Annotated in this window: 26 protein-coding genes and 1 tRNA gene; 9 read left to right on the top strand and 18 right to left on the bottom strand. The window is 47.1% G+C overall.

Translation table 11 applies throughout. From position 1 onward, the window contains the following. Position 1: 1 nt before the first annotated feature. The 11 genes from flgJ to VC28_RS04855 all read right to left on the bottom strand — a co-directional run bounded on the left by flgJ (position 2) and on the right by VC28_RS04855 (position 11,261). Positions 2 to 1,213, bottom strand: coding sequence for a flagellar assembly peptidoglycan hydrolase FlgJ (gene flgJ, locus VC28_RS04905; protein ID WP_049629666.1), 1,212 nt, complete (start codon positions 1,211 to 1,213; stop codon positions 2 to 4). After that, positions 1,214 to 2,317: a flagellar basal body P-ring protein FlgI gene (locus tag VC28_RS04900; RefSeq protein ID WP_049629665.1), complete on the bottom strand. Its 1,104-nt coding sequence runs from the start codon at positions 2,315 to 2,317 to the stop codon at positions 1,214 to 1,216. A gap of 37 nt (positions 2,318 to 2,354) precedes the next feature. Next, the gene (flgH, locus tag VC28_RS04895) at positions 2,355 to 3,074 is read right to left on the bottom strand and encodes a flagellar basal body L-ring protein FlgH (RefSeq protein WP_369799016.1); all 720 of its coding nucleotides are present in this window, start codon (positions 3,072 to 3,074) and stop codon (positions 2,355 to 2,357) included. Positions 3,075 to 3,089: 15 nt separating this feature from the next. Further along, on the bottom strand, positions 3,090 to 3,875 hold the full coding sequence (flgG, locus tag VC28_RS04890) for a flagellar basal-body rod protein FlgG (RefSeq protein ID WP_049629664.1): 786 nt from the start codon (positions 3,873 to 3,875) through the stop codon (positions 3,090 to 3,092). A 48-nt stretch (positions 3,876 to 3,923) separates the two neighbouring features. Next, positions 3,924 to 4,667, bottom strand: coding sequence for a flagellar basal-body rod protein FlgF (gene flgF / locus VC28_RS04885; protein WP_049629663.1), 744 nt, complete (start codon positions 4,665 to 4,667; stop codon positions 3,924 to 3,926). Positions 4,668 to 4,897: 230 nt separating this feature from the next. Further along, entirely contained in the window at positions 4,898 to 7,366 is a 2,469-nt protein-coding gene (locus tag VC28_RS04880; protein ID WP_049629662.1) for a flagellar hook-basal body complex protein, read from the bottom strand. A 119-nt stretch (positions 7,367 to 7,485) separates the two neighbouring features. After that, positions 7,486 to 8,187: a flagellar hook assembly protein FlgD gene (locus VC28_RS04875; RefSeq protein ID WP_049629661.1), complete on the bottom strand. Its 702-nt coding sequence runs from the start codon at positions 8,185 to 8,187 to the stop codon at positions 7,486 to 7,488. Between the two features lie 12 nt (positions 8,188 to 8,199). Then, complete coding sequence (gene flgC, locus VC28_RS04870) at positions 8,200 to 8,649, bottom strand: flagellar basal body rod protein FlgC (protein WP_049629660.1); 450 nt, start codon at positions 8,647 to 8,649, stop codon at positions 8,200 to 8,202. A gap of 57 nt (positions 8,650 to 8,706) precedes the next feature. Beyond that, a complete protein-coding gene (gene flgB, locus VC28_RS04865) occupies positions 8,707 to 9,108 on the bottom strand; it encodes a flagellar basal body rod protein FlgB (RefSeq protein ID WP_049629659.1) in 402 nt (133 codons plus the stop codon). Positions 9,109 to 9,371: 263 nt separating this feature from the next. Next, positions 9,372 to 10,250: a CheR family methyltransferase gene (locus VC28_RS04860; protein WP_049629658.1), complete on the bottom strand. Its 879-nt coding sequence runs from the start codon at positions 10,248 to 10,250 to the stop codon at positions 9,372 to 9,374. A 54-nt stretch (positions 10,251 to 10,304) separates the two neighbouring features. Next, positions 10,305 to 11,261: a chemotaxis protein CheV gene (locus tag VC28_RS04855; protein WP_049629657.1), complete on the bottom strand. Its 957-nt coding sequence runs from the start codon at positions 11,259 to 11,261 to the stop codon at positions 10,305 to 10,307. A gap of 180 nt (positions 11,262 to 11,441) precedes the next feature. Here VC28_RS04855 and flgA point away from each other — a divergent pair, with 180 nt between their 5' ends. The 5 genes from flgA to VC28_RS04830 all read left to right on the top strand — a co-directional run bounded on the left by flgA (position 11,442) and on the right by VC28_RS04830 (position 14,226). Continuing rightward, positions 11,442 to 12,200, top strand: a complete 759-nt coding sequence (flgA, locus tag VC28_RS04850) for a flagellar basal body P-ring formation chaperone FlgA (RefSeq protein ID WP_049629656.1) — start codon at positions 11,442 to 11,444, stop codon at positions 12,198 to 12,200. Between the two features lie 172 nt (positions 12,201 to 12,372). Next, on the top strand, positions 12,373 to 12,687 hold the full coding sequence (gene flgM, locus VC28_RS04845; RefSeq protein WP_049629655.1) for a flagellar biosynthesis anti-sigma factor FlgM: 315 nt from the start codon (positions 12,373 to 12,375) through the stop codon (positions 12,685 to 12,687). 131 nt (positions 12,688 to 12,818) lie between these two features. Further along, positions 12,819 to 13,295: a flagella synthesis protein FlgN gene (locus VC28_RS04840; RefSeq protein WP_049629654.1), complete on the top strand. Its 477-nt coding sequence runs from the start codon at positions 12,819 to 12,821 to the stop codon at positions 13,293 to 13,295. Positions 13,296 to 13,345: 50 nt separating this feature from the next. Next, positions 13,346 to 13,421: transfer RNA gene (locus tag VC28_RS04835), tRNA-Arg, on the top strand. A gap of 94 nt (positions 13,422 to 13,515) precedes the next feature. Then, entirely contained in the window at positions 13,516 to 14,226 is a 711-nt protein-coding gene (locus VC28_RS04830) for a 16S rRNA (uracil(1498)-N(3))-methyltransferase (protein WP_049629653.1), read from the top strand. 12 nt (positions 14,227 to 14,238) lie between these two features. Here the strand turns inward: VC28_RS04830 and VC28_RS04825 are convergent, their stop codons facing one another. Both VC28_RS04825 and ald read right to left on the bottom strand, forming a co-directional pair. Beyond that, positions 14,239 to 16,680: a putative bifunctional diguanylate cyclase/phosphodiesterase gene (locus VC28_RS04825; protein WP_049629652.1), complete on the bottom strand. Its 2,442-nt coding sequence runs from the start codon at positions 16,678 to 16,680 to the stop codon at positions 14,239 to 14,241. Positions 16,681 to 16,837: 157 nt separating this feature from the next. Next, on the bottom strand, positions 16,838 to 17,956 hold the full coding sequence (ald, locus tag VC28_RS04820) for an alanine dehydrogenase (protein ID WP_049629651.1): 1,119 nt from the start codon (positions 17,954 to 17,956) through the stop codon (positions 16,838 to 16,840). Between the two features lie 282 nt (positions 17,957 to 18,238). Between ald and VC28_RS19265 the strand changes: the two genes are divergently transcribed. Together VC28_RS19265 and pgm are read left to right on the top strand one after the other, a co-directional pair. Continuing rightward, complete coding sequence (locus VC28_RS19265) at positions 18,239 to 18,772, top strand: hypothetical protein (RefSeq protein ID WP_156184286.1); 534 nt, start codon at positions 18,239 to 18,241, stop codon at positions 18,770 to 18,772. Positions 18,773 to 18,931: 159 nt separating this feature from the next. Next, positions 18,932 to 20,572 (top strand): phosphoglucomutase (alpha-D-glucose-1,6-bisphosphate-dependent), encoded by a 1,641-nt coding sequence (gene pgm / locus VC28_RS04810; protein ID WP_049629650.1) that lies wholly within the window; start codon positions 18,932 to 18,934, stop codon positions 20,570 to 20,572. 50 nt (positions 20,573 to 20,622) lie between these two features. Here the strand turns inward: pgm and VC28_RS04805 are convergent, their stop codons facing one another. Beyond that, positions 20,623 to 21,480 carry a pirin family protein gene (locus VC28_RS04805; RefSeq protein ID WP_049629649.1) on the bottom strand — a complete coding sequence of 286 codons (858 nt, stop codon included), beginning with the start codon at positions 21,478 to 21,480 and terminating at the stop codon, positions 20,623 to 20,625. A gap of 12 nt (positions 21,481 to 21,492) precedes the next feature. Beyond that, a complete protein-coding gene (locus tag VC28_RS04800) occupies positions 21,493 to 22,404 on the bottom strand; it encodes a LysR family transcriptional regulator (RefSeq protein ID WP_049629648.1) in 912 nt (303 codons plus the stop codon). 115 nt (positions 22,405 to 22,519) lie between these two features. Here VC28_RS04800 and VC28_RS04795 point away from each other — a divergent pair, with 115 nt between their 5' ends. Further along, complete coding sequence (locus VC28_RS04795) at positions 22,520 to 23,542, top strand: zinc-binding alcohol dehydrogenase family protein (protein ID WP_049629647.1); 1,023 nt, start codon at positions 22,520 to 22,522, stop codon at positions 23,540 to 23,542. Between the two features lie 48 nt (positions 23,543 to 23,590). Next, positions 23,591 to 24,700 carry an alkene reductase gene (locus tag VC28_RS04790; RefSeq protein WP_049629646.1) on the top strand — a complete coding sequence of 370 codons (1,110 nt, stop codon included), beginning with the start codon at positions 23,591 to 23,593 and terminating at the stop codon, positions 24,698 to 24,700. A 79-nt stretch (positions 24,701 to 24,779) separates the two neighbouring features. Here the strand turns inward: VC28_RS04790 and VC28_RS04785 are convergent, their stop codons facing one another. Genes VC28_RS04785 through VC28_RS04775 form a run of 3 tightly spaced genes read right to left on the bottom strand, consistent with a single transcriptional unit; the run spans position 24,780 to position 25,981 of the window. Continuing rightward, a complete protein-coding gene (locus VC28_RS04785) occupies positions 24,780 to 25,193 on the bottom strand; it encodes an OsmC family protein (RefSeq protein ID WP_049629645.1) in 414 nt (137 codons plus the stop codon). Positions 25,194 to 25,216: 23 nt separating this feature from the next. After that, positions 25,217 to 25,696, bottom strand: a complete 480-nt coding sequence (locus VC28_RS04780) for a pilin (protein ID WP_049629644.1) — start codon at positions 25,694 to 25,696, stop codon at positions 25,217 to 25,219. A 30-nt stretch (positions 25,697 to 25,726) separates the two neighbouring features. Then, positions 25,727 to 25,981, bottom strand: coding sequence for a GNAT family N-acetyltransferase (locus VC28_RS04775; RefSeq protein WP_049629643.1), 255 nt, complete (start codon positions 25,979 to 25,981; stop codon positions 25,727 to 25,729). Positions 25,982 to 25,990: the final 9 nt, after the last annotated feature.

The following is a 25,990-nucleotide window of genomic DNA, read 5'->3' as shown; positions in this document are numbered from 1 at the left end:
CTTACTCCACGAATGTGCGGCCAGCTTTCGCTGCCATAGTAAAGGTGGAAATCACTGTACTGGTGAGTTCCCCTACAGATTTGATCGCATCACTATTCAACAAGCGTTTGATTTTTTTAGCGTATTCGGGATCTGTTGCATAGCCAGCGGCTTGCAATGCTTCTGCGTATTTTTTTGAATCAGTTCCTGCTGCCAATACGTCGTCATAGCGCGGATTATTTTTCATCAGGCTCACGTAATCTGAAAAGCTTTCTGCGTAATCGGTATATTTACGGAAATCTGCTTTTTCATTTGCCGCTATACCATTGCGATACTCAAGTGTAGATACATTGACTTTATCGCCCTGCCAGTGGGTATTGGCTTTAATATTGAATAGATTAAAACTGTTATTGCCCTGGTTATCATGAATAACGTGTTTGCCCCAACCCGTTTCCAATGCAACCTGGGCAATCAATACATCCGGATTGATATTCAACTCTGCCGCTGCTTTTTCAGCGTGGGGCTTCAACAGCATGACAAAATTTTCTTGGGTATCGCTAATACTGCCTTTCTGCCCTGCACGAATCTCAGCAGACTTAGCTTTGTTCAAATGAGTGGGCATTGCTGCATAATTGATGAAAGGCGCAACAATAACCGGATTATCAGCGTCTTTATCCGTCTCACCTGTCAACACCGATTGCACATTCGAGTTATCGCTCATGCGCATAAAATCGTTGGTCCAATCACCCAATACATCGGCAGATTCACCAAGATCGCCAATCGTTTCTTTTACACTTCCGTTTGTAGAATCACCTTGTGGTAATGACTGATGTGCAACAATGTCTGACAGATCTCCAAGCTCATGCGCACTTGATGAATTCTCTGGCGCTTTCATGTTGCCGCCATAATTTTTCAGCATTTGCTGATAAAAGTGATCTGCTAAACCAATACCCGAACCACTGGTTAAATTAAGCACCATTTGCTGATCCAGCATGTCGCGATGAAAGCGTGTGGTTTGGCTATCAAAATAATTACCTTCACTAAAAGCCTCATTGGCTTCACGCATGGTCTTCAACATTTGCTGCACAAACATCGCTTCAAATTTTTTCGCAACTTCTTTTAATGCCTGCGGGTCTTTATCGCGCCCCATTGCTTTAACAGAATTCAGCGAATTAGGATCCAGATAGGAATCCTTGATTTGCGATATGCCTGTACTGCTGTCGATAGGTAACATTTAGATCACCACCAACTCTGCTTTGAGCGCACCGGATTGTTTAAGCGCTTCCAAAATGGCCATCAAATCACTGGGCGACGCACCCACGTTATTCACAGAACGTACTATGTCATCCAGACTGGCACCGGGTGCAAACTTAAACATGGGATTATTTTCTTCATTGGCTTGTACATTGCTGCTAGGCACAACAACCGTTTGCCCCCCCGCCAAAGCATTTGGCTGACTTACGGTTAAACTTTCTGCTACAGATACCGTCAAGCTACCGTGAGTTACTGCAACAGGAGACACTCGTACATTTTTCCCAACCACGATGGTGCCTGTGCGTGAATTGATAATCACTTTGGCAACTTCTTCACCTGGTGTAACTTCAATGTTTTCCAACATCGAAATAAAATCAACGCGCTGCGCCGGGTTCGCAGGTGAATTCACCATAATAGAAACAGCGTCCATTGGGCGCGCTATATCAGGCCCTAACATGGCGTTAATACTTTTTGCCAAGGCATTGGCAGTAGTGAAATCCGCGCGATGCAAATTAAAAATAATCGGCTGACCTGCAGCGAAATTGGTTTCCACCATACGCTCTACAATTGCACCACTCGGAATACGGCCCGCGCTGGGAATATTCACGGTAATTTTTGATCCATCATTACCCGATGCACTCAACCCACCCACCACTAAATTACCTTGGGCTACGGCATAGACTTTTCCATCGAGGCCTTTTAAGGGGGTCACTAATAAACTGCCACCGCGCAAACTTTTTGCATTACTAATAGACGAGACGGTGACATCAAGGGTTTGCCCTGGTTTTGCAAACGCAGGCAGTTCTGCTTGAATCATCACCGCTGCGACGTTTTTCATTTGCATACGCGCACCTTCCGGTACGGTAATACCAAACTGCTTGAGCATGCTGTTGAACGACTGAACCGTAAAAGGCGATTGCGTTGTTTGGTCACCGGTTCCATCCAACCCGACAACCAAACCATAACCCACCAATTGGTTGGCACGCACACCGGCAACACTGGCGATATCTTTAATGCGCTCAGCTTGGGCTGCACTACTGAAAACCAATGCGATGCCAAGCACCAAACAATAAACACTACGCATAAAAATACCTCTACAGAAAAAGTGACAGCGGGCTTGTTTATAAAGGCCAAAGATCGCTATTAAAAAAGCGGGACAACCACCCCATTTGTTGGGTGCTAGCCAATTCGCCTGAACCACTGTAAGAAATTTTTGCATTCGCCAAACGGGTAGACACAATGGTGTTATCAGGTGCTATGTCATCGGGCCTTACAATTCCACTGATGCGGATAAATTCATCACCGCGATTTAATGTGATCCATTTTTCACCGCGCACAATCAAATTGCCGTTTGGCAAAATTTCAGCAACGGTCACAGTAATGTTGCCTTGCAAACTATTGCTTTGGTCAGCATCGGCACTGCCATCAAAAGTTCTAGCCTGCTCCAGAGTGGTTGTTAATTCGTTACCTTTAATCGTTGGGTTTTGTCCTAGCAAAGGACCAGCATTGAAATCGACACCACTGTTTTTGCTAGTGGTAACACCCGATGATTTACGTGATACGGTGCGCTCACTTAAGGTCACAGTAATAACATCGCCCACAAAATGCGCTTTGCGATCATTGAATAAATTCAAACCGTAAGTGTCTTGATACAAAGAACCTTCTGTACGCTGCGGCACAGGCATATTGGCTGCCACTGTGGGTGCATAGGCAGGATCATCTGCCATTGGCTTTTTGTTAGTAAAACAGCCGCTGAGCGATGTTGCCAATGCCGTTAACGCGAACAGTTTTAATATCCACAATGTCAGCGACATTTTTTTACCAACATGAAAAGTGCGCATGATTAAATCACTCACTTAAAGATTTTGGGTGATGTATTGCAGCATTTGGTCTGCAGTGGAAACGACTTTGGAGTTCATCTCGTAAGCGCGTTGGGTGGTGATCATGTTGACCATCTCCTCAACAATATCCACGTTGGAGTTTTCCAACATACCTTGCTTTATTACGCCCAAACCATTTTCACCGGGCGTTCCCTGAATCGGGTTTCCACTGGCAACAGTTTCCACAAACAAGTTGCCGCCAATGGGCTGCAAACCGGAATGGTTTATAAAATCAACCAGAGTAATATCGCCTAGCTGTTGTGGGTCAACCTGGCCGGGCGTGTACGCATTAACGGTACCGTTTGCGCCAATGGTAATTTTGTTGGCACCTTCGGGAACAATAATCGCAGGCTCTAGTAAATAACCATCTGCATTCACAAGTTGGCCCTCACCATTGATTTGCAATTGGCCATTGCGTGTGTAAGCGATAGTGCCATCGGGTTGCAGTACTTGTAAAAAACCATGGCCGTCAATTGCGACATCGAGCGATTGCTCCGTTACTTGCAAATTGCCTTGGGTAAATTCTTTTTGTGTTGCAACTACACGTACACCGGCACCCAATTGCAAACCTGATGGCAATTCAGTTTCTTGCGTTTGCTGCGCGCCGGGTTGGCGTTGGTTTTGATACAGCAAATCTTCAAAAATCGCGCGGTCACGCTTGAAACCAATAGTGCTGGTGTTTGCCAGGTTATTGGAAATGGTAGTGAGCTGGCGATCTTGTGCAGACAAACCGGTTTTGCTGACATAGAGTGCGGCGTGCATGATCTATTCCTCTGGTTAAATGCGTGAACGAAAAAACGCATTAAAAAATTACGACATTTGCAACAGCTGGGCAGATGCAGCGGAATTTTCTTCTGCCGATTTCATCACCTTGACTTGCATTTCATACTGGCGTGCGAGGCTAAGAATTTGCGTAAACTCTTCGATCGCATTGACGTTACTGCTTTCCAGCATGCCGCTACGCAAGGTCACTTCAACCGCAGGCAGGGCAATTTCACCATCGCGTTGGCGAAACAAACCGTCATCGCCCTTTTCAATATTTTGAATATCGGGATTCACTAATTTGATTTGCCCGACTTGCACCATCGCCTCGGGTCCCTGCCCTTGGCCGATAATGGAAATAATGCCGTCAGCACCGATCTGGACTTTTTCATTTTCGGGAATGTTGATTGGCCCACCAGCACCTAATACCGGTAGACCATTGGCAGTGCGCAACATGCCGGTTGCATCTACCGCCATGTTGCCAGCACGGGTATAAGCTTCTGTGCCATCAGGTGACTGCACAGCAATAAAACCATTACCTTGTATCGCAACGTCGAGTGGATTGTTGGTGGCGATCATTGAGCCCGGCGTGAAATCAGCGCGGGGGGATTCCGTCATGGCATACGCGCGGGTTGGCTGGCCATCGCCGTAATACACACCCATGCTGCGCGACTGTTCAAAGTCAGCACGAAATCCGGTAGTGCTCAAATTAGCCAGATTATTGGCGCGATTGGCCTGCGCCAGCATGTTGTGCTTGGCACCGGTCATTGCGATAAAAAGTGCTTTATCCACGATTGTGTCTCCAGTGCTAGCAGCCTTATGAAGGAATAAAAATGCCGCTAGTTTTTTGGCGGATTTGCCATTACTGGAGATTTTGCAAGAGCAGTGCCAATGTTTGAATGGCACCTAAACAACTGAATTAAAAAGACTTTTATATTTGTATCACGAAGAAAAGAATAAAAGCCCAATAGAAAGCGGCAAAGAGCTTCCGCTCTTTGCCGCTATGTAACGAAGCGATTTTGTTATCGCAAGTTAATGATGGTCTGGGTGGTTGCGTTTGCGGTTTCAATGGTTTTGGCGTTCGCCTGATAATTGCGCTGGGCTATAATCAGGTTCACCAACTGCTCCGACAAATCCACGTTGGATTCTTCTACTGCACCGGCGGTAATGTTGCCCAGTTGCGATGAACCTGGCGCACCTACAATCGCCTCACCCGATTCAAACGTCTGCGCCCACATGGTATCGCCTGTTGGTTTCAAACCATCCACGCTGGCAAAGTTAGCCAAAGCCACCTGCCCCAATACTTGCGCTTCACCGTTAGTGAAACGGGCAAACACAATACCGGTATTGCTCACATCCAACCCAGCCAAGCGGCCAGTGGCGTAACCGTTTTGGTCCAATTCCTCCACAGAAAACACACTGCCAAATTGAGTACTGCCTTCAAGATCAATCAAAAAGTTTGAGCTGGCTGGTGGCTCAGCCACAGGGATAGTGCCGCCCTGCAACACATTCAATGGTCCCAACGCGCCTACTGGTTGCCCGTCTTTACCCAACGGGGTCCAGTTGGAGATCAGGATGGCATCGGTCATTGATCTATTGATGGTGCCCTCAGGTGTGAAGTGGACATCAAACGACGCCATAGTAGGTGCGATATTGTCTGGTGATGGCAAAGTTGGATCGGGATCACCTACGTTTTGACCATCAATTTGCACATACATTTTCCAATGGTTAGGCGATGTTGTCGGATCAGCAGGATCGTACGCTTGCTTCACAAAATATTGACGCATTGAGTGAACGTTCCCCAAGCTGTCATACACAGGCGTAGTCGTTGCGTGGTTAAATGTTTTTTGATCGTTGGGATCAAATGCGTTAATCGGCACGGGAGTAAAAAAAGTCGGATCACCAATTGCGCCAAACAAAATGCCACCACTCACCGGTGTTGTAGGTTGGCTAGCGGTAATCGAATAACCCTCTTGCATGGTAACAGTAATTTCACCACCCACTTTAATGGCGCTGTTAACTAATGCAGGGGTTGTGATGGTATCCAATTCTTGCAATACACCTTGACTACCAATAATACCGACTACATCGCCTGCTGCACCGAACGAAAAGTCAAGGTCACGCCCTGTTGCCGATACCACTTCAAGATCACCAGTAGTTTCGTTAACACTTGCAGTAATACCAAATAAAGTAGATTTGCTGAGCTTGTTAATTTCCTCAGCCAAATCAGTCATATCAACTGCTGTTGAAGAAGTTAATACCACACCATTGAGAGTGAACGTCCCCGTATTATTGACAAAGGGTTTAGCAGGTGTTGCTGGTGGGCCAGGATTTGCCGGCACTTCTCTCAAAACAGTCGCGGTGGTGCGCGCGGTTGCACTAATACCTGCTAATGAATTTAATTCTGATGCGGTTGTATCTGCACCGGCACCGTATTTACTAATGTAAGTAACAGGTGCAGTGGTGCCTGGACCTTGAATCACCAACGTATGCGATGCGTAATCATTGGTGACTTTTGGTTGCCCTACAATAATATCTGCAGGAGTAATCGCATCTACTGCTGTCGTAAGGGCATTGGCACCACTAATGGTTGAAATATCCAAATCAGAAGCGACACCCGCAGCGAGATCGCGTATTTTTAAATTGCCGTCAGTATCCACAAATGCTTGGACATTCAATGGCACAGGGCTACTGAAGTTTTGGTTATTAATTTCGTTAGCGACAGCGGTCAAATTGTTATACGTACCTGGGGAGATAGTGATATTCACTGTTTGTGCTGTAGGGTTGCCAGGTACTGTGCGCGACAGCTGCAGCACTGTTGCTGCCACCACTGGTGGGCCTGCACTAGGTACAGCAACAACAATGGGTGAACCTGCCGATGCAGTTGCTGTGGCAATGTCCACGGTAGATGTGACCGGTTCTTTTAAACCAAGTATCGCGTTACTGATACCAGTGCCATTGGTAGAAAAACGTTGTCCGGTTGACTCCAATACCAATTCATTGGAATCCAAATTGTAAGATGCGAATACACCCGTAGTCTGGCGCGGGTCTTGCGAACTTACATCGACACGTAAATCACTCAATATACCACTCACATTACCTTCTGCATCGGCTGCAAAGCCTTGCAATAACGCGCCAGTCCCATTCACGATATAGCCATTCTTATCTAACCCGAATGTGCCTGCACGGGTATACAAGCGCTCGCCATTTTTTTCGACAACAAAAAATCCTTCACCGTTAACCGATAAATCCAATTCGTTTTGGGTAAATTTCAAATTACCTTGTGTAAATTGCTGGCGAATATTCTGGATATTCACACCGCTACCTGCAGTGTTTGAACCACCACCTAACAAGGTACTCGTGTATACATCGCCAAATTCAGCGCGTGACGATTTAAAACCAACGGTACTGGCGTTGGCGATATTATTACCGGTCACTTGCAGATCAGTATTAGCTGCACGAATTCCGCTTAACGCTGTATTAAAAGACATATTACACCTCAGCCATAACGTTTAACGTTCAGGATTTTTTATCTAACAATTAATTCAAATCAATCATTCAACTATCTAAGTCAACTGCTAAAGCTAATCCAAGTGTTCAAGTTTAATGATTAGTTAAATTGTTTTACTTTTTCCGCTTCAACCGCGCCTATGCCCGCGAGGTTTAAAATCAATTTGCCGTTTTCACCAATCGTCACACTATTCACATTGGCGCTAAGCGATGTTTTCAAGGCTTCATTTTTTCCATTTTGGTCAGCGGTAATTTCAAAACGGTATTGCCCCGCAGCCGCGGCATCATCACCTGCTTCCCAATCAAGCAACTTGCCATTCACTTCCATATTTTGCCCATCCCAACGGAATACCATTTCACCTTGAGGCACTTCGCCAACCGGGATTGTTTGTACAATCGCACCAACTTCGTCGTAAATATTAATTTTTAAATTATTTGTGGAGTACGCCAGATCAGCACTGCCCGCCACAATACCGCCTTTAACCAAGGTACTTTTTTCCGATTCAACCGTTACGCTGCGCCCAACCAAAGAAGACGCTTGCAACGCATTATTGGACATAAAACTATTGAAGCTGTTGTTTAAACGCTCCAACCCTTCCACCGAGCTGAATTGCGCCAACTGAGCAACAAATTCACTGTTGTCTTGCGGGCTCAATGGGTTTTGGTTGTTCATTTGCGTAATCATCAATTCCAGAAACGCAGCCTGGCCCAACTCATTGGTATTTTTTTTGGTTTCTGTTTTTTTAGTGATGCTTAAATTGTCAGTGACGCTATTGGCTGATGAAGTACCGGATACGCTCATGATTCAGCTCCTTTATTGACCAAGAGTTAAAACACGTTGAACCATTTGCTTCGCAGAATTCATCACTTCCACATTCATTTGGAACGAGCGCGATGCTGCAATCATGTTGGCCATTTCTTCTACAGGGTTCACATTCGGGTAATACACATAACCTTCTTCATCGGCCTTTGGATGCGTGGGTTCGTAGCGGCGTTGCAATGGCGCATCGCTTTCAACAATACCCAGCACTTGCACACCGGCAGCGGCATCCACTTCGTTATCGCTGTAAGTACCTTCGGTGACAGCAGCACGCATAGCATCTTGATGTATTGCTGCAAATACCGGCTGACGGCTGCGATACACTTCATTCACACTGGAGCTGGCCGATTGCGCATTAGCCAGGTTGCTGGCGGTAGTGTTCAAGCGCAAACTTTGCGCATTCATACCGGTGCCAGCGATATCAAAAATAGTTCCAAGTGCCATGATTCAATACCTACAAAATTCGTTTAATAAACGCATTAACTACTTCACTTACCTGCTTTAATCACCGCGAATGGCCGTGCGCAATCCAGTAAATTTGCTATTTAAAAATTGGAAACTCGCCTGAAACGCCAACGCGTTTTTCATGTATTCCGCGTGTTCAATTTGGTCTTCAACGGTGTTGCCATCGATAGAGGGTTGCTGTGGAGTGCGATACAACACATCACCGTTATCTGTTTCAAAACCACTCGCGTCAATGTGACGGTTTTGGGTGGTTGTCAGGTCAAAGCCTGGCCCCGTATTCATTTTTTGGCTCAGCGCCTGTTTGAAGTCCAAATCTTTTGCTTTGTAGTTTGGGGTATCGATGTTGGCGAGGTTGTTGGCAAGTACGCTGGCACGCTCTGAACGGAAATGCAGCGCGGTCTCGTGGATGCCCAGTGCTTTTTGAAATGAAATTGACATATCAGCTTGCCCTCACAGTGAGTTCAGGTGGCAACCAAACGGTTTACACCTGCGTTTGCTAACTACAAAGCAACCCCTGTGCCAAAGGCCTAAATATATTTTATCTATTTGATTTACATGATTTTTTTAAGATCAAAGACCACCCTCTGGTGAAGGCGGCAAACGCCAAGCGGCAAAGGATTTCCGCTTTTCAAACGGCAGAGGCAAAAACAAAAACGCCCGCTAATGCGGGCATTTTGATAACGGAGAAGCGAGAAATTTAATCAAATCGCTTTATAAAGAATACCTGGATCGCAGCGAACCATTTCAAACAAATCCGCAGCACCTGCAAGCCCCTCTGATGAACCCAGAAACAGGATCCCTTGAGGTTTTAGCGCGGCGTGAATTTTTTGCAGAATCTGACGTTTGAGATCGCCATTGAAGTAAATCAACACATTGCGGCAAAACACTATGTCGAACTTGCCCAAACCGGCATAGGAATCCATCAGATTTAATGAGCGAAAATCAATCCGCTCTTTAACAACACTTTTAACACGCCAGGTTGTGGGATTCGGGTTATCAAAGTAACGCTCCAAACGATCTGCAGATAAACCACGCATAACCGATAGTTTGTCGTACTCGCCTCTGCGTGCCTGCTCCAGAACAGTCGCTGACAAATCTGTTGCAACAACCTGAACCTGCCGCGCCAGATTACCCATCGCCTGACGTTTGTACTCCTCCACCATCATGCTGATGGAATAAGGCTCCTGGCCAGACGAACAGGCTGCAGACCAAATACGCACTGGACCAAACATGCGATTATTACCCGCCATTAGTTGGGGGAGCAGCGTATTTTTTAAATGATCGTAAGGATAGTTATCGCGAAACCAGAAGGTTTCATTGGTGGTCATTGAATCGATCACCTGATCTTTTAACTTACGGTTGAAACCTTGCTTTAAAACCCTGACCAGCTCACCAAAAGAAGCAATATTGTTTTCTTCCAGTATCCGGCGAATGCGGTTGGTTACCAAATATTGCTTGTTATCACCGAGCGAAATACCACAAGCGTCCTCAAGGAACTGGCGAAATTGGTCAAACTCTGCTTGGTCGAGATTGTCACGCCCTGGAGTTTTGCCAAAAGGAGAAGACTCTTTATTAATCATATATTCCCAATGTAAAACAGTTGCTACGCACTACCGGATCGCAGCAACACAAAATCACGCTTCTTCCGGCGGTAAAAGGCTTTCACCGGTAATTGCCAACACACGATCATTGACGCGCTTGGCTAGCTCATCCGGATGGAATTTTGCCAGGAAATCATCGGCACCCACTTTGCGCACCATCGCCTCATTGAATACACCACTGAGGGAGGTATGCAGAATGATATGCAGCTTTTTCAAATCCGGATGATTGCGCACCTCTGCCGTAAAGGTATAGCCATCCATTTCCGGCATTTCGATATCACAGATAATCATCACCAATTCGGCATAGGGATCTTTGCCATCCTTCAGCAAGTCCTGCAGATATTTAAAACCTTCGGCGCCGTCTTTCTTGAGCGTTGTTTTAATGCCCATCCCCTCTACCACACGCTGGATTTGTTTGCGCGCAATAGTGGAGTCATCGATGATCAGGACATGTTTCTGCACAACCCGGTCAGCAATGCCATCTTCAATCACACCCGCGCTCACCTCTTCGCGTGGCGGAGCAACTTCGGCAAGGATTTTCTCAACATCAATAATTTCCACTAACTGCCCATCCACTTGGGTAACAGCAGTCAGATAGTGTTCTTTACCGGCACCTTTGGGCGGCGGGTGAATATCGCCCCAATTCATATTGACGATACGCTCTACCGAACGCACCAAAAACCCCTGAGCGGTACGGTTATATTCAGTAATGATCACAAAGCAGCTCTCGATATCCGGCAGTTCACGCCGGCCGATAGCAAGGTTCATATCCATGATTGGCAGAGTGCCGCCGCGGATGTGCGCAACACCGCGCACAACCGAACTGCGCCCCGGGATCGCATTAAGCTGCGGGCACTGTAATACCTCTTTCACTTTAAAGACGTTAATACCGTATAACTGTTGCCCACCTAACCGGAACAACAACAATTCAAGACGGTTTTGCCCAACCAGCTGCGTGCGCTGATTGACGCTATCCATTACACCAGCCATGCAATTACCTCTTTTATTCTCAGTATTGCGGTTCCCGATGAGCCGAACGGCAACAAATTTACGGCACACTATTTGCTTTGATACCTGTAAAGCAGTTTAGCGGCAAAAAAGCGTCAGACTTTAGTCACTCTTTGTTTTCAATCTGACACCCGGTTCTTACCCTTGAGGATAGGACAAAATATGGAACTTCCTAGTTTTTATAGAAGTTTTTATCGAACTTTGTTACGAAGCGTTTCGCGCCAGACCCACGGCACAATTGCCGCATGGGTCATTTTGTCTTTCTACTCGATTAATCTCGCTGCGGCACCCGTTTATCCACTGCATCAACTGAAACAAGATGTTGCCCAATTCCTTGCGAAAACCTACTCAACTACTCCACATGAACGCATTGATATCAATGTAAGTAATCTCGATAACCGCTTGCGCCTCGCCCGATGTGAATCCACACCTGCCTTCACCCTTCAGGATAGTACCGGCAATGGCGGCAACATCAGTGTCAAAGCGGAATGCGAAAGCGGCAAAAAATGGTCGGTTCATATACCGGCACAAGTGAGCATCTACCGGGAAATACCGGTTGCACAAGGCAGCATCGCCCGTGGCGAATTAATTAATCAAAGCCACGTAGCTACACACCTCGTCAATATCAGCAGTATCAGACAAGCATTTTTGGTAACAACTGACGACATTATTGGTAAACAAGCCAAGCGCAATATCAGCCAGGGTGAACCCTTCAAAACGGCGCTTCTGGATGCTCCAACAGTTGTCAAACGCGGTGAACTTGTGAGCCTGGAGTCACTCGCTGGCAGTATCAAAGTCAGTAGCGCCGGTACTGCCATGGCAGATGGCCGTGTGGGACAAAAGATCAGAGTCCGTAATAACTCATCCGAGCGGATTATCAGCGGTATCGTGGTTAGCCAAGGGACTGTGCGGACGTTTTAAGTGAATGTTTTATTAAATTAGTGCGAATAATTGCTAAAGTTAGGCAGGGTTTGGTCGATAACCAGATCAGAGAGTCTAAAACTCTCGCCTGTCACGTATAGCAACCGCGACATTACTGATGTTAATCGCTACTACTGGTTTTTAGGCCAAGGGTAGCAATAGGGGAAACAAAATGAACCTTAACACCAACAACAATCTGGATTCTGTCGGCACCAAAGGTGCTCGCAGCAAGCCCGCAGCTCCGGCACCAGAAGCAAAAACCCAAGCTTCCAGCCCTACTCCTGCTGCGCCCAGCGCGAGTGATCAGGTTGTACTGAGTCAGGAAGCCCAAAACCTGGGTCGCCTGCAAACCAAAATCAACAGCGCACCCGATGTCGATATGGATAAGGTTGCCGAAATCAGACGCGCCATTGCTGAAGGTCGTTTTGAAATTAATCCTGAGCGCATTGCTGAAAATATGCTCAACCAAGAGGATCTGCTGGGCTAACACGCCCGGAGTAGCGGCGAAGGCACTTGAAAAAAGCGTATCCCCGACGCTTTTCTTATCTGTCTCCACCGGTTTTGCGCCACCCAATTTGCACCCGCAAATTTGTACCATCACAAAATGAAGAGGTTGCTATGTCTCTCGATATCAATGCACTGCGCCAGATGATTGCGCAGGATGCCGCTGCTGTTTCACAACTCAAACAATTACTTGTGGATGAACGCAACCTGCTCGAACAACGCAAATTGAATGAACTGCAGCAGATTGTTGACCAAAAAATTGTGCTTGTTGATCAGCTCAATACCAATGCCAAACAACGCCAACAAATATTGAACACGCTTGGATTACCTACCAATGCCAACGGCTGGGATTTATTTCTGCAACGCAACGCCGCAACACTATCCTTGCGCGATGAATGGAAACTGGTCATCAGTGAATTTGAAGATTGCCAAAAAATGAATGACATTAACGGCAAACTGGTTGGACGCACCCAACAAACAGTGAATCATCTGCTGGGGCTTTTGCGCGGCAAAGGCACTGCACCATCACTTTATAATGCGCAAGGTGCAAAAACCCAATACTCCTCGTCCTATACTGTCGCCAAGGCTTAATGTTTTTCGCCTAACCCTATATAATCCGCGCCGCACAGCATGTGCGGTGCGTCCCTGTAGTTTAATTGGATAGAACGTATGCCTCCTAAGCGTATGATGTGGGTTCGATTCCCGCCGGGGACGCCATTCAATTCCAGACTTTTCTTTTCCATAGCGTCACAGTAAACACTCTTGGCAAATACTGCCGGATGCTTGTTGTCACTTACCTCTGCTATTGCGTATGAACTTGATCCTACTCACACAGGGCGATCTACTATCACCCACCCAAGCAGTCATTCGCGATGCACGGCGGCTTTCTCATATCCGCGAAATACACGGCGCTACAACAGGTGAGACGTATAAAGTAGGAATGCTAAATGGGCTCATTGGCAAAGGAACACTGCTCAGTATCTCTGCGACAGAAGTAGTGCTGGAGTTAGAGGTAACACAAGCACCACCACCACCACTGCCATTAACATTAATATTGGGATTACCGCGCCCAAAAATGTTACGCCGTATATTCCAAACCATATCGACGTTAGGCGTGAAAGAACTTCATCTGATTAACTCGTATCGCGTCGAAAAAAGTTATTGGCAAACGCCATTCCTGGAACCAGAAGCAATTCACGAACAATTGATTTTAGGTTTGGAACAAGGATGCGATACGCAATTGCCCAAGGTGCATTTACACAAGCGCTTTAAACCGTTTGTGGAAGACGATTTGCCAGGCATTATTGCAGGCACGACTGCGTTGGTTGCGCACCCCTATACCGAAACAGAATGCCCGCGCTCCATTGATTACTCACTGAGCCTTGCAGTAGGACCTGAAGGTGGTTTTATTGATTATGAGATTGAGTTACTGAAAAAAATCGGGTTTGATGCAGTTCATTTAGGCGAAAGGATCATGCGTGTAGAAACTGCGGTGCCTTATTTACTCGGCAGATTATTTTAATTGCCTATTGTGTTATTTATCGCGCGTTAAAATTTCCTCAAATGCTTCCAAAGGAACGGCTTGGCTAGACAAGTAACCTTGATAATAATCGCAACCATAGGATTTCAAAATCGCCAGCTGCTCTGCTTCTTCAACACCTTCAGCAACCAGCTCCATATCCAACAAGCGCCCCATGGTAATAATAGTTTCCACCAGCACACGGTCGTTGCGGTCATCGATAATATCGCGCACAAATCCTTTATCGATTTTCAATGTAGTCACAGGCAAACGCTTGAGATAACTGATAGAAGAATAGCCAGTACCAAAATCATCCAATGAAAAACTAATGCCCCTTTCGCTCAATGTTGTCATCGTTTGGATGGCATCATCAACGCGCTGGATAACAATACCTTCTGTAATTTCCATATCCAGAGAGTCTGTAGGAATAGGATATTCTGCCAAGGTTGCGAGTACATCATCCGCAAACGCGGCGCGACGGAACTGGCGCGGGCTGATGTTGATGCTCATGCGCATACCGGGCCGCCACAAATCGGCTTGCTGCCATCTCACCAGAGTTTTGCATGCCGTCTCCAGCACCCATTGACCCACATCGATAATCATACCCGAGGTTTCCAATACCGGAATAAATTCGACGGGCGATATCATCCCTTTAGTGGGGTGATTCCAACGCAACAAAGCCTCTGCACCATCCACACGTCCGGTTTGGATATGGATTTTGGGCTGATAATATAGCTCGAATTGTGACTCTTCCAGCGCACGATGCAGATCGCCTTCCATCGTCAATTGGCGGCTGACTTTATCGGCCATTTCTTCGTTGAAAAATTCAATCGAGTCACGGCCTTTTTCTTTTACCTGATACATCGCCGTATCGGCATAGCGCAATAATTCATGCACTGAATTATTTTTGTCCGGATACACAACAACACCCACGCTGCAGGTCACACGCAACTCCATGTTGTCGTAGATATAAGGCTGGGAAATAATTGTGCGGATTTTTTCGCTGATCTCACCAGCACGCAAAGCGGCTGTTTCGATATTCTGGTCAAGCACCGTCAGTACCACAACGAATTCATCGCCACTTAAACGTGCCACCAAATCCTCTTCACGCACAGACTGTTGCAAGCGTTCGGAAACTACTTCCAACACCTTGTCGCCAACTGGATGCCCCAATGAATCGTTGATGGTTTTGAATTGGTCAAGGTCAATAAATAATACTGCCCCGAAATAACCATGGCGCTCTGCGCGGCGCAATTCGTGTTCCAATCGTTCCACTAATTGCAGGCGATTCGGCAAACCGGTGAGCGCATCGTGATGCGCCATGAATTCCATTTTTGCCTGCGCGTTTTTACGTTCGGTAATATCAACCGATACAATCAGAGCCACTTTTTCATCATAAAAAGCCAGCGGCATAATGTGCGTTTGTAAAAATAATTGCTTACCCGTTGCACTGACAAATCGCTCTTCAATGACATCAAGCTCTTCGTTACCGCGAATAACGCGATAATCATTAGCGAGCATGGTATCGATATCAAACACTGAATTTTTAAGCAATTGACGCACATGCAAATTACGCATTTGGTCAGGCGTGTAACCCAACTCGCTAGCCAGTGCTTTGTTGGCAAACAAATAATAACCAGCGATATTGCGCGCACCGATCATGACCGGCAGGTGATCAATAATTTGGCGTAAATGCTCTTCACTTTTGCGCAGTGCCAATTCCACTGCACGACGCTTGGCCAGTGACAGTTCAACAATATCCAACAATTGATTGGAGCTGGCGATGAGCTGCGCCAATTCATCTTTGCGATGGGGGGGCAAATGCGTGAGGCGATTAACGCCCGGATGATCGGGATTGATGTTATTAATTTCGCGGGACAAACGCACCAGTGGTTTGGTCAGCGTGTAATAGAACACCACAAAAAGCAGCAACACCAAAAACATATTGCGCAGTAATCCCGTCATCAATGCGGTTTTGGAGCGGTTGTAAAAACCTTCCAATGCCAAATCCATATCCACTGAAAAACGAATACTGCCGGACGTGCCGTCGCTGTAACCTGGCAATAATAAATTGGTGGTGTATTCGCGCGTGTTGTCAGTAATTTTATTGGTCAACCACCGCGTATTGACTTCCGGACGGGTGCTACTGCCCTGTGCCAATACGTTGCCCGTATCATCATAAATAACGACTTCATAAATAAAGCCGTAGCGCAACAACCCGTTTACGACCTCGTAAGCAAGTTCATCATCTAATGTGGATACCGAGCGGACAGCAGGTGGAGTCGCAACTTGGACAACGCGATCAATGAGGGTTTTGAGTTCTTTTTCCTGATTCAAAAAATCCAGATATAGCTGTACCGAACTCAATAAAAAGCTCAGAACGAATGCCAGAATAATGCCGATTTTGGCAAGCTGGAAAGAGATGCCGTTAAAAAAGGAAGGCGCTTTATCTCTCATTAACCTTGGGTTTCCGGGACTGTTCTCGTTTGTGGGTAGGCGTTATGTGAATGTGAGGCGGGCAAGCCCCGTACAGGCATTCTCGGCTTACTCAGGCCTGAGTATAGATCAAGAATATTCTTGTGCCGAATCTATCCATTTTTTTACCGCGAGGTGATTATTCTTTATCCAACAAACGGCTTGCGTCCGTAAAAGGCAGCGAAAATACCTTTGCCACAGCAGCGTGCATCAATTGGCCGCGATGGATATTCAACCCAGCGCGAAACCCGGCATCAGTTGCCAATGCTGCCAAGCCTGATTCAGCGAGGCGCAAAATATAGCTAAGTGTCGAGTTGGTCAAACCCAGTGTTGCCGTGCGCCCAACGGCACTGGGTATATTGGCAACACAGTAGTGGATTATTCCCTCTTCAACATAGGTAGGATGATGATGCGTAGTTGGGCGGGAGGTCTCAAAACATCCTCCTTGGTCGATAGCCACATCCACCAAAACAGACCCCTTAGCCATTTGCTTGATCGATTCGCGGCCAAGTAGCTTGGGCGCACTGGCACCGGTATTTAATACGCTCCCGATAACCAGGTCTGCATCCTGTGCGTAAGCCTCTATTCGCTCTTGCACTGCGTACTCACAGATCACCCGGCCACGCCAAAGATCATCCAGATAGCGCAAGCGCGCAATGGAGGTATCCATAACGCGCACCTGTGCTCCCAAACCAACCGCCATGGCAGCGGCATTGGCACCGACTACACCGCCTCCCAAAATCAATACATTGGCCGGTGTAACACCGGGAATTCCACCCAATAACACCCCTTTTCCGCCCTGCGCCATTTCCAAATGATGCGCGCCCGCCTGCACAGCCATACGCCCGGCAATTTCCGACATAGGTGCCAACAGTGGCAATCGCCCTTGGGCATCTGCAAGCGTTTCGTATGCGATACAACTCGCACCAGAGGACAACAATGCTTCGGTCAATGAACGGCTGGCAGCAAGATGGAGATAGGTAAATAAAATATGACGATCACTCAATAGCGCAAACTCTTCCGTTTGCGGCTCTTTCACTTTAACAACCAATTCTGCGCTGGCATAAACCTCCTCCAATGAATCCACCAACAAGGCCCCTGCCTGTTGGTAAGACTCATCACTAAACCCTGAAGCACTGCCAGCATTTTTCATCACATAAACACTGTGCCCTGCCCTGCGTAATTCCGCAGCACCTGCTGGTGTCAGGGCCACACGGTTTTCACCTGTTTTCACTTCCTTCGGGATGCCAATACGCATAAAAAACCCTATCTATTTATGAATATTTATCGTTGCTATTAATAACGAGTATAGCTGTGCTTTTGGCAGAAAATGGGGATGCAACGAGACATGACTTCAATCAACTACACACAACTACACACAACTACAAACAACAAAAACCTCATAAAAGATGAAACTGGCGCGACTTATGCTGGATATGCGATGTACCGTATTTTTGACACCAGACGCGCCGCAAAAACGGTACTACAGAGAGTAAATCCGTACTGTTGGCAATAAATGCTGACAATTTAGGACACTGCTGTGACAAAAATGGGGCGTATTGAGGTTGTTATGGGTATTGCTGTACAAGAACTGCGTGAGCTGGTTATTAGACCCTGCTTGCAACTGCTTAATGACGATTCTGATACCGCTGAAAACCTGCTGCTTGGCACTGCTGCACAGGAGTCGTTATTGGGACAACATTGTTTCTGTCAAAAAACAAACGGTTTGGGAATCTATCGGATCACAGCAGAAAAACATCGGGAATTATGGGACCAATATCTGGTGCAATTTCCCGAGCTTGCATCACTCCAGCGTGGCATGGCCAGCCAGCAACAATTTTTAAAAAACCCTCACAACGAACTCATCACCAATCTGGGTTACTCAACCGGCATGGCGTGGATGATTTACCGCCGCACCGGTATCGACCTCCAAAAACCTATTGAATTCGCCAGTCTTGCCACACTCTGGGCAGCGCATTTTGATAACGGCACAGGTGCCACGCGAAATGCTGACGATTTTGTCCAGACCTATCGGAATTTAATACTCGATGACAGCAAAAAATTAGTTGCCTAAGGATTGCGCCTGTCTTTCGCGCTCGTTTGGTTTGCAGCCTGCACGCCTGTTGTATTCGCAGATGAATGAACTGAGAAATGAAATAGAGAAATGAAATCAAAGCGAGTTACTATAGCGCTTTGTAATTCATCTGCAGAATCGAGTCGAACAGGAGTTTTTATGCCCACAAGCCCACTGGCTGGACAACTTTTACCCGCGGAATTGCTGGTAGACCTGCCCAAATTAATTGATGCCTATTACAGCAACAAACCGGATGTAGGCATTCCTGAACAACGTGTCAGCTTTGGTACATCGGGGCATCGCGGCTCATCGTTCAATACCAGCTTTAACGAAAACCATGTATTGGCGATCAGTCAGGCCATCTGCGATTACCGCACCCAAGCGGGCATCACCGGGCCGCTCTATGTGGGCATAGATACTCACGCACTTTCCGAGCCAGCTCAAATCAGCGCCGTTGAAGTATTGGCTGCCAATGGTGTGGAAATCATGCTCGCCAAAGATGGCGAATATACGCCAACACCAGCCATTTCCCATGCCATCCTCACCTACAACCGTGGCCGCACATCTGGCTTGGCCGATGGCATTGTGATCACACCATCGCACAATCCGCCCGACAATGGCGGCTTCAAATACAACCCGCCCAACGGTGGCCCTGCTGACAGCGACATCACCAACTGGATGCAAGCGCGCGCCAATGAATTGCTGGAAAATAATTTGCGCGATGTAAAACGCATGGATTATCACCAGGCAATTAAATCAGCGACTACCCATCACCACGATTACATACACAACTACGTTAAAGATTTGATTAACGTTATTGATATGGATGCAATTCGTGGAGCCAATGTGCACATGGGCGCAGATCCACTCGGTGGAGCCGGCGTGAATTTTTGGAGCGCGATCGCCGATTATTATCAGTTGAACTTGAAAGTCCTGAACACCGCAGTCGATAAAACATTTTCATTTATGACGGCCGACTGGGATGGAAAAATCCGGATGGACCCATCATCTGCCTACACCATGCAAGGCATGGTTGATCGTCGCAATTTATTTGATGTCGCATTCGCATGTGATGCCGACCACGACCGTCACGGTATTGTTGCGCCCAGCTGCGGCTTATTGCCACCCAACCATTACCTCGCGGTTGCTATTGAATATTTATTTCAAAACCGCCCGTTGTGGAAAGCCGATACTGCGATTGGCAAAACTGTTGTCAGCAGCGCGATGATCGACAATGTGGCAAAAAAAATTGGGCGTCGCTTATACGAAGTGCCCGTCGGTTTTAAATGGTTTGCTCCGGGCTTGTTCGATGGATCACTCGGCTTTGGCGGTGAAGAAAGCGCCGGCGCGTCATTCTTGCGCATTGATGGCAGTGTATGGACTACCGATAAAGACGGCATTATTCCATCGCTATTGTCCGCTGAAATAAAAGCCAAAACTGGCCGTGATCCTGGCGAGTGTTACAAAATTCTCGCGGATGAATTTGGTCATGCAGCGGAAGCACGGGTAGAAGCGCCAGCCAATACCGCACAGAAAAAAGCCTTGTCAAAATTATCGCCAGCGCAAATTACATCCACTGAATTGGCGGGCGATAAAATTGAAAACATCCTCACCAATGCACCGGGCAATAATGTCGGGTTCGGCGGCATAAAAGTGATGAGTAAAAACGGCTGGTTCGCGGCGCGCCCATCCGGTACGGAAGAAATTTATAAAATCTATGCGGAAAGCTTTAAAGGCAAAGAACACCTGCAGCAGTTGATTGCAGAAGCACAGGTGATTGTGGATAAAGCGATTTCGTAATTTTTTAATCCCCCCTGCCCCCCTTTTTCAAAGGGGGGTGGTAACAACGCCTAACTCATCGTTGGCAATGGAATCCACTCAACTTCACCGGGCACCATTTCAAAACCACCGTTTGTCCAACGCTCACCCGCTGCACGAACTTTTTCACGCGATGATGCAACAAAATTCCACAAAATAAATCGCTCACCATCCAAAGGTTCTCCACCCAGCAATAAAATGCGCGCGCCGCTTACCGTGGAAATAACCGCGTGTTCATCCAACACAGCCAAGTGATATTCCGGCACAGGCTCATCGTTCACGGTCACATTTCCCCATGCGACATAAATCGCTAATTCCTGCTGCGGAAAATCCGGTTGGTATTTTGTTTCTGCGCCGAGCGATAGATCAATGTAAGTTGTTTTGCTCGCTGTTTTTACCGGCGATTCAACACCAAATGCACTTCCAATCAAAACACGCGCACTCAGTGCAGGTAAATTTACCGATGGAATTTCATCTGCCGCGTAATGCGCAAATGAGGGATCGCAATCTTCAACGGCTGTTGGTAATGCCAACCAGGTTTGGATACCTTCAACAGTGTCATGCTGCTCGCGAATATCCTCAGGCAAGCGCTCGGAATGGACTATCCCCTTACCTGCGGTCATTAAATTAATCGCACCCGGCTCTATGCGTTGCACGCTTCCCAAACTATCGCGGTGCATCATGGCACCGGAAAATAAATAGGTGACCGTTGCCAGACCAATATGCGGATGCTGGCGCACATCGCCTGCGGTAGTGCCCGCTTCAAAATGCGCTGGCCCCATGTGATCGACAAAAATAAATGGGCCAACACGTTGCTTGATGCGCGATGGCAATAAACGTTTGACGGTAAAACCAATGTCCTGTGTACGCGGCGGAATTAATAGTGTCATGATGAAATACTCTTAATAGATAATTTTTTGTTTCAATTTGTTTTCAAAATGATTAAGCAGTGCCGTTAACCGATAAGGCTGGTACTTACGTTGTTTATAGACCGCATAAACCGGCGTCAGTTGCCCTTGGTATTGACCTTCTAACAATTTCACCAACCTGCCCTGTGCAATATCGTTGCTCAAATCAAGCGCCGATTTATACACAATACCCTGCCCTGCAAGCCCCCAACGCCGCACGACTTCACCGTCATTGGTGTGACGGTTGCCTTGGATGGGGATTTCAATCGTTTTTCCATCGCGATAAAAAATCCACTGATTGTAAGGGCGGTCATTGCGATAAAAATACAAACAATTGTGATGGACCAAATCTTCCAATGAGTCCAGTGGCGGCATACGGGCGATATACGCAGGCGATGCCGCCAATATGCGCTGGTTGTCGCATAATTTGCGTGCAACAAGCGAGGAATCTTTTAATTCGCCGTAGCGAATCACCATATCCAAATTATCGCGATACAAATCCTGCATAAAATCGGAAAAATCCAGCCGCAAACTCACGCGCGGAAATTGCTGCTGGAATTCATCCAAAATATCCAGCAATAAATGCCTCCCCAAATCAGACGGCAGCCCCACACTGATCTCCCCAGCCACTGCCGTTTGCAGGTTGCGCAGTTCCGACTCGGCGTCATCCAACACTGCCAAGGCTTGCTGCACATAAGGAATCAGGCTCTGCCCTGCCGCGCTTAAATGCAGGCTACGTGTAGTTCGTTCAATCAGATTAACATCCAACGCAAGCTCCAGGCGCTTGATCGCCGCTGACACTGCCGCATTGGTGATATTCATCTGGCGCGCGGTTTCGCTCATATTGCCGCTTTCAGCCACACGCAGAAAAAATTCCAAATCCTGAAGGGAATAGGCTTTAGGCATCAAATCACCCATTATCAAAAATTATTTAACAGTCATTTAAACAGAATAACGATTATCAAAATAATATCCAATGCCTACACTGGCTACAGATAACTACTCACTGGAGCGATTCCTTATGAAAGCCGTTGCCCTTAAAGCCTATTTACCCATCTCTAACCCCGAATCCCTGCTCGATGTCACACTCGATGCGCCCACACCAACCGGTCATGACATTCTGGTGGCAGTTGAGGCGATATCGGTAAACCCGGTGGATACCAAAGTGCGAGCGCCCAAACCCAAGGTAGAGGAACACTACCGCGTTCTCGGGTGGGACGCCGCGGGACGCGTGGTCGCTGTGGGTGAGGATGTCACCCTGTTCAAGGTGGGCGATCCGGTTTTCTATGCTGGCAGCATTGCGCGGCCGGGCAGCAACAGTGAACTCCAATTGGTCGATGAGCGTATTGCAGGCCATAAACCAAAATCGCTCAGCAGCGCGCAAGCAGCGGCTATTCCTCTCACCGCGATTACCGCATGGGAAGGATTATTTGATCGCCTGCAGATTCCCCAAGGGAAAAATAACCCGGCAAAAAACCTACTGATTATTGGCGGTGCCGGTGGCGTGGGTTCGGTTGCCATCCAACTGGCCAAAGCACTTACCAATGTCACCGTCATAGCAACAGCATCGCGCGCCGAATCCTCGGATTGGTGTAAAAAATTGGGCGCCGATGTGGTTATCGATCACCACAAACCGTTTCTTGCACAACTGCAGGCGCAAGGCATTCATCATGTCGATTATATTTTTTGCCTGAACAACACCGACCAGCATTGGAGCAACATGGCAGATGCAATTAAACCCCAGGGGCATATTTGTTCGATTGTGGAAACCAGTAGCAACCTGGATCTAAACCTACTGAAAAATAAATCCGTCAGTTTCAGCTGGGAATTTATGTTTACACGTTCGCTCTACAACACCGACGATATGATTGAACAGCACCATTTACTCAACCGGGTTGCAGCACTGATTGATGAAGGGCACATCATTACCACCGTTACCGACGTATTGAGCCCAATCAATGCCGAAAACCTGCGCAAGGCACACGCGCAATTGGAATCAGGCACGACCATTGGCAAGCTTGTGTTAGAAAATTGGCCAGCGTAAAACCAACATTGACATTCAACACGGCAAACGAGAATCAGGAAAATAGCTATGAGCGATACACTGTTGTTCACTCCACTTAGCGTAGGTAATTTCACCGTCAACAACCGCATACTGATGCCGCCGATGACACGTTGCCGCTCCGCGCAACCGGGTGACATCCCCACGGATTTAATGGCGACCTATTACGCCCAACGCGCAAGTGCGGGTTTAATCATCACCGAAGCCACACAAATTTCCCCGCAGGGAAAAGGTTACTCATTTACGCCCGGCATTTATTCAACAGAACAAACCGAGGGTTGGAAAAAAGTCACTGCGGCAGTGCATGCAAACAATGGAAAAATAATTAACCAACTGTGGCACGTGGGGCGTATGTCGCATCCCGTGTTTCACAATGGCGAGCTTCCGGTAGCGCCTTCTGCAGTACCTTTTCAAGGGCAAATCTGGTTTTACGATGAGGCAAAACACAGCGGCGAAAAACTGGATTGCCCCACCCCACGCGCATTAACGCAAAATGAGATCAAACAGATCGTGGAGGATTATCGCCATGCTGCCGCAAACGCGATGGCAGCCGGTTTTGATGCGGTGGAAATTCACGGAGCAAACGGTTATTTAATTGATCAGTTCTTACGGACTACCTCTAACCAGCGCACCGATGAATACGGTGGCTCGCAAGAAAACCGCTTACGTTTTTTACAAGAAGTGGTTACAGCAATCGTCAATGAAATTGGTGCAGAGCGCGTTGGTATCCGTTTGGCTCCGTTTATTACCGCACGCGGTATGAACTGCCCGGAAATTTTGGAAACCATTCAAAAAGCGGCGCAATTTTTACAGGCGCAAGGTATTGCTTATATACATCTCGCAGAAGCCGATTGGGACGATGCACCACAAGTCACTGAAGAATTTCGCATTCGCTTGCGCAACAACTTCAAAAAAGGCGCGATTTTTGTCACCGGCAAATACACCAAAGATGCAGCCGAGGCTATTTTGCAGCAAGGCTATGCGGATATGGTTGGCTTTGGCCGCCCGTTTATTGCCAACCCAGATTTGCCTGCGCGCCTGGCCAACAACTGGCCATTAGCACAGCTCATTCCCGATGCACTGTTTGGTGGAAACGAACGCGGATATTCTGATTTTCCTGCTTACCAACCACAGACCTGAGTAATCAGGTAAAAAAATCCCGCCGGTTTATTCGGCGGGATTTTTTAATACATATTTAAAACACACAGTCACAACACATTCATTCACTTGTAGGGTTGATATTACTTGTAGTGCTGATATTAATAGTCGCGTGCGAAAGCAATTTGTGGATCGGGCATTTTTCTACAATACCCAATAATTGCGCGCGCTGTTCATCACTTAAATCCCCCACAAATTGAATATTCATCGCCAGATTATATTCGCCCGATTTTTCTTTTGAGCTATCGCGCTCAACATCAATATTGACTGACTCCAATGGCATACCACGGCGCTTGGCAAACATGGTCAGTGTAATTGCCGTGCACGCTGCTAATGAAGAATCCAGCAAATCGTGTGGATCAGGTGCGCTGTCTTCACCGCCCACATCTGCTTTGACATCAGCAAATAGTTCGTGGTTATTGATACGGATTTTTTGGCGATAAATACCGCTGTTATCTTTTTCTAAATGAACCATTCTGGCCTCGTCGTATTTACGGATTAAATTCTGCAGTTCAGCGGCAAATGTTTAATATCAATATCCGTCCTGTTCTCACCTACTGCTTGCATACCGGGCGGAGCTTCTGCTTTGCCACAATTCCAGGAAATGGGGCTTTCGGGAGAGTCTTTTACCACTATCGGTTGGATACTCAGTGTTTTACCTTTTAATTCCGGGTGTGCCTTGTTGCCAAAACGCAGATGAAATGCGCCATCTTTTAGATCGATACGGTCAACATAATTACCCAGCAGTTTATCGGGGGGAGGAATATTGGCTTCCTGATTATTCTTTAAAAACACATTGGCGCTTTTGTAATAAAACTCGACCAGTTTTTTATAATCACTGATTAACTCAACCGATTCGGTCACCTGACGGCGGCTGATGGTAGGGTCAGGTGTTGGCATTGCCATGAGTGCAATAATGGCGATAATTGCTACCACCACCATCATTTCTATCAACGTAAAACCATTTTTCACTTTCACACAGAATCCCTTTTTCATTTACGTAAAAGATTAGCGGATAAACTTTGCGACATACCAACAACTGGCATGCAATTCAAAGTTCCGCTCCTTCGCCCACTTCAAACCCGTTCGCACCAGCTTTTCGGCAAAGCCCTGCCCGCGAAACGCAGGCGGGACAAACGTACTGTAAAAATCAATTGCCTCTATGCCCGCATTGGTAAATAAGCGATAGGCCAATACCGCTTCATCCCCTTCATGGCGGATAACAAACCGGTTTTCCTCAACTAAATGCAACACATCTGTCATCACAATGTC

Source organism: Cellvibrio sp. pealriver, assembly GCF_001183545.1.
Classification (GTDB): Bacteria; Pseudomonadota; Gammaproteobacteria; order Pseudomonadales; family Cellvibrionaceae; genus Cellvibrio.
The sequence above is the reverse complement of the archived record's forward strand: the minus strand, read 5'-3'. Positions and strand labels throughout refer to the sequence as shown.

Bases quoted from the DNA above. Each gene is read 5' to 3' on its own strand.
- VC28_RS04790 (WP_049629646.1), top strand. From the start codon at position 23,591: ATGAGCGATACACTGTTGTTCACTCCACTTAGCGTAGGTAATTTCACC.
- ald (WP_049629651.1), bottom strand. From the start codon at position 17,956: ATGCGTATTGGCATCCCGAAGGAAGTGAAAACAGGTGAAAACCGTGTG.
- VC28_RS04830 (WP_049629653.1), top strand. From the start codon at position 13,516: ATGAACTTGATCCTACTCACACAGGGCGATCTACTATCACCCACCCAA.
- VC28_RS04880 (WP_049629662.1), bottom strand. From the start codon at position 7,366: ATGTCTTTTAATACAGCGTTAAGCGGAATTCGTGCAGCTAATACTGAT.
- VC28_RS04805 (WP_049629649.1), bottom strand. From the start codon at position 21,480: ATGACACTATTAATTCCGCCGCGTACACAGGACATTGGTTTTACCGTC.
- flgJ (WP_049629666.1), bottom strand. From the start codon at position 1,213: ATGTTACCTATCGACAGCAGTACAGGCATATCGCAAATCAAGGATTCC.
- flgG (WP_049629664.1), bottom strand. From the start codon at position 3,875: ATGCACGCCGCACTCTATGTCAGCAAAACCGGTTTGTCTGCACAAGAT.
- VC28_RS04775 (WP_049629643.1), bottom strand. From the start codon at position 25,981: ATGACAGATGTGTTGCATTTAGTTGAGGAAAACCGGTTTGTTATCCGC.
- VC28_RS04800 (WP_049629648.1), bottom strand. From the start codon at position 22,404: ATGCCTAAAGCCTATTCCCTTCAGGATTTGGAATTTTTTCTGCGTGTG.
- flgM (WP_049629655.1), top strand. From the start codon at position 12,373: ATGAACCTTAACACCAACAACAATCTGGATTCTGTCGGCACCAAAGGT.
- flgC (WP_049629660.1), bottom strand. From the start codon at position 8,649: ATGGCACTTGGAACTATTTTTGATATCGCTGGCACCGGTATGAATGCG.
- VC28_RS04855 (WP_049629657.1), bottom strand. From the start codon at position 11,261: ATGGCTGGTGTAATGGATAGCGTCAATCAGCGCACGCAGCTGGTTGGG.
- VC28_RS04875 (WP_049629661.1), bottom strand. From the start codon at position 8,187: ATGAGCGTATCCGGTACTTCATCAGCCAATAGCGTCACTGACAATTTA.
- VC28_RS04900 (WP_049629665.1), bottom strand. From the start codon at position 2,317: ATGCGTAGTGTTTATTGTTTGGTGCTTGGCATCGCATTGGTTTTCAGT.
- VC28_RS04860 (WP_049629658.1), bottom strand. From the start codon at position 10,250: ATGATTAATAAAGAGTCTTCTCCTTTTGGCAAAACTCCAGGGCGTGAC.
- VC28_RS04785 (WP_049629645.1), bottom strand. From the start codon at position 25,193: ATGGTTCATTTAGAAAAAGATAACAGCGGTATTTATCGCCAAAAAATC.
- flgB (WP_049629659.1), bottom strand. From the start codon at position 9,108: ATGTCAATTTCATTTCAAAAAGCACTGGGCATCCACGAGACCGCGCTG.
- pgm (WP_049629650.1), top strand. From the start codon at position 18,932: ATGCCCACAAGCCCACTGGCTGGACAACTTTTACCCGCGGAATTGCTG.
- VC28_RS04825 (WP_049629652.1), bottom strand. From the start codon at position 16,680: ATGAGAGATAAAGCGCCTTCCTTTTTTAACGGCATCTCTTTCCAGCTT.
- flgH (WP_369799016.1), bottom strand. From the start codon at position 3,074: ATGCGCACTTTTCATGTTGGTAAAAAAATGTCGCTGACATTGTGGATA.
- VC28_RS04795 (WP_049629647.1), top strand. From the start codon at position 22,520: ATGAAAGCCGTTGCCCTTAAAGCCTATTTACCCATCTCTAACCCCGAA.
- VC28_RS04840 (WP_049629654.1), top strand. From the start codon at position 12,819: ATGTCTCTCGATATCAATGCACTGCGCCAGATGATTGCGCAGGATGCC.
- flgA (WP_049629656.1), top strand. From the start codon at position 11,442: ATGGAACTTCCTAGTTTTTATAGAAGTTTTTATCGAACTTTGTTACGA.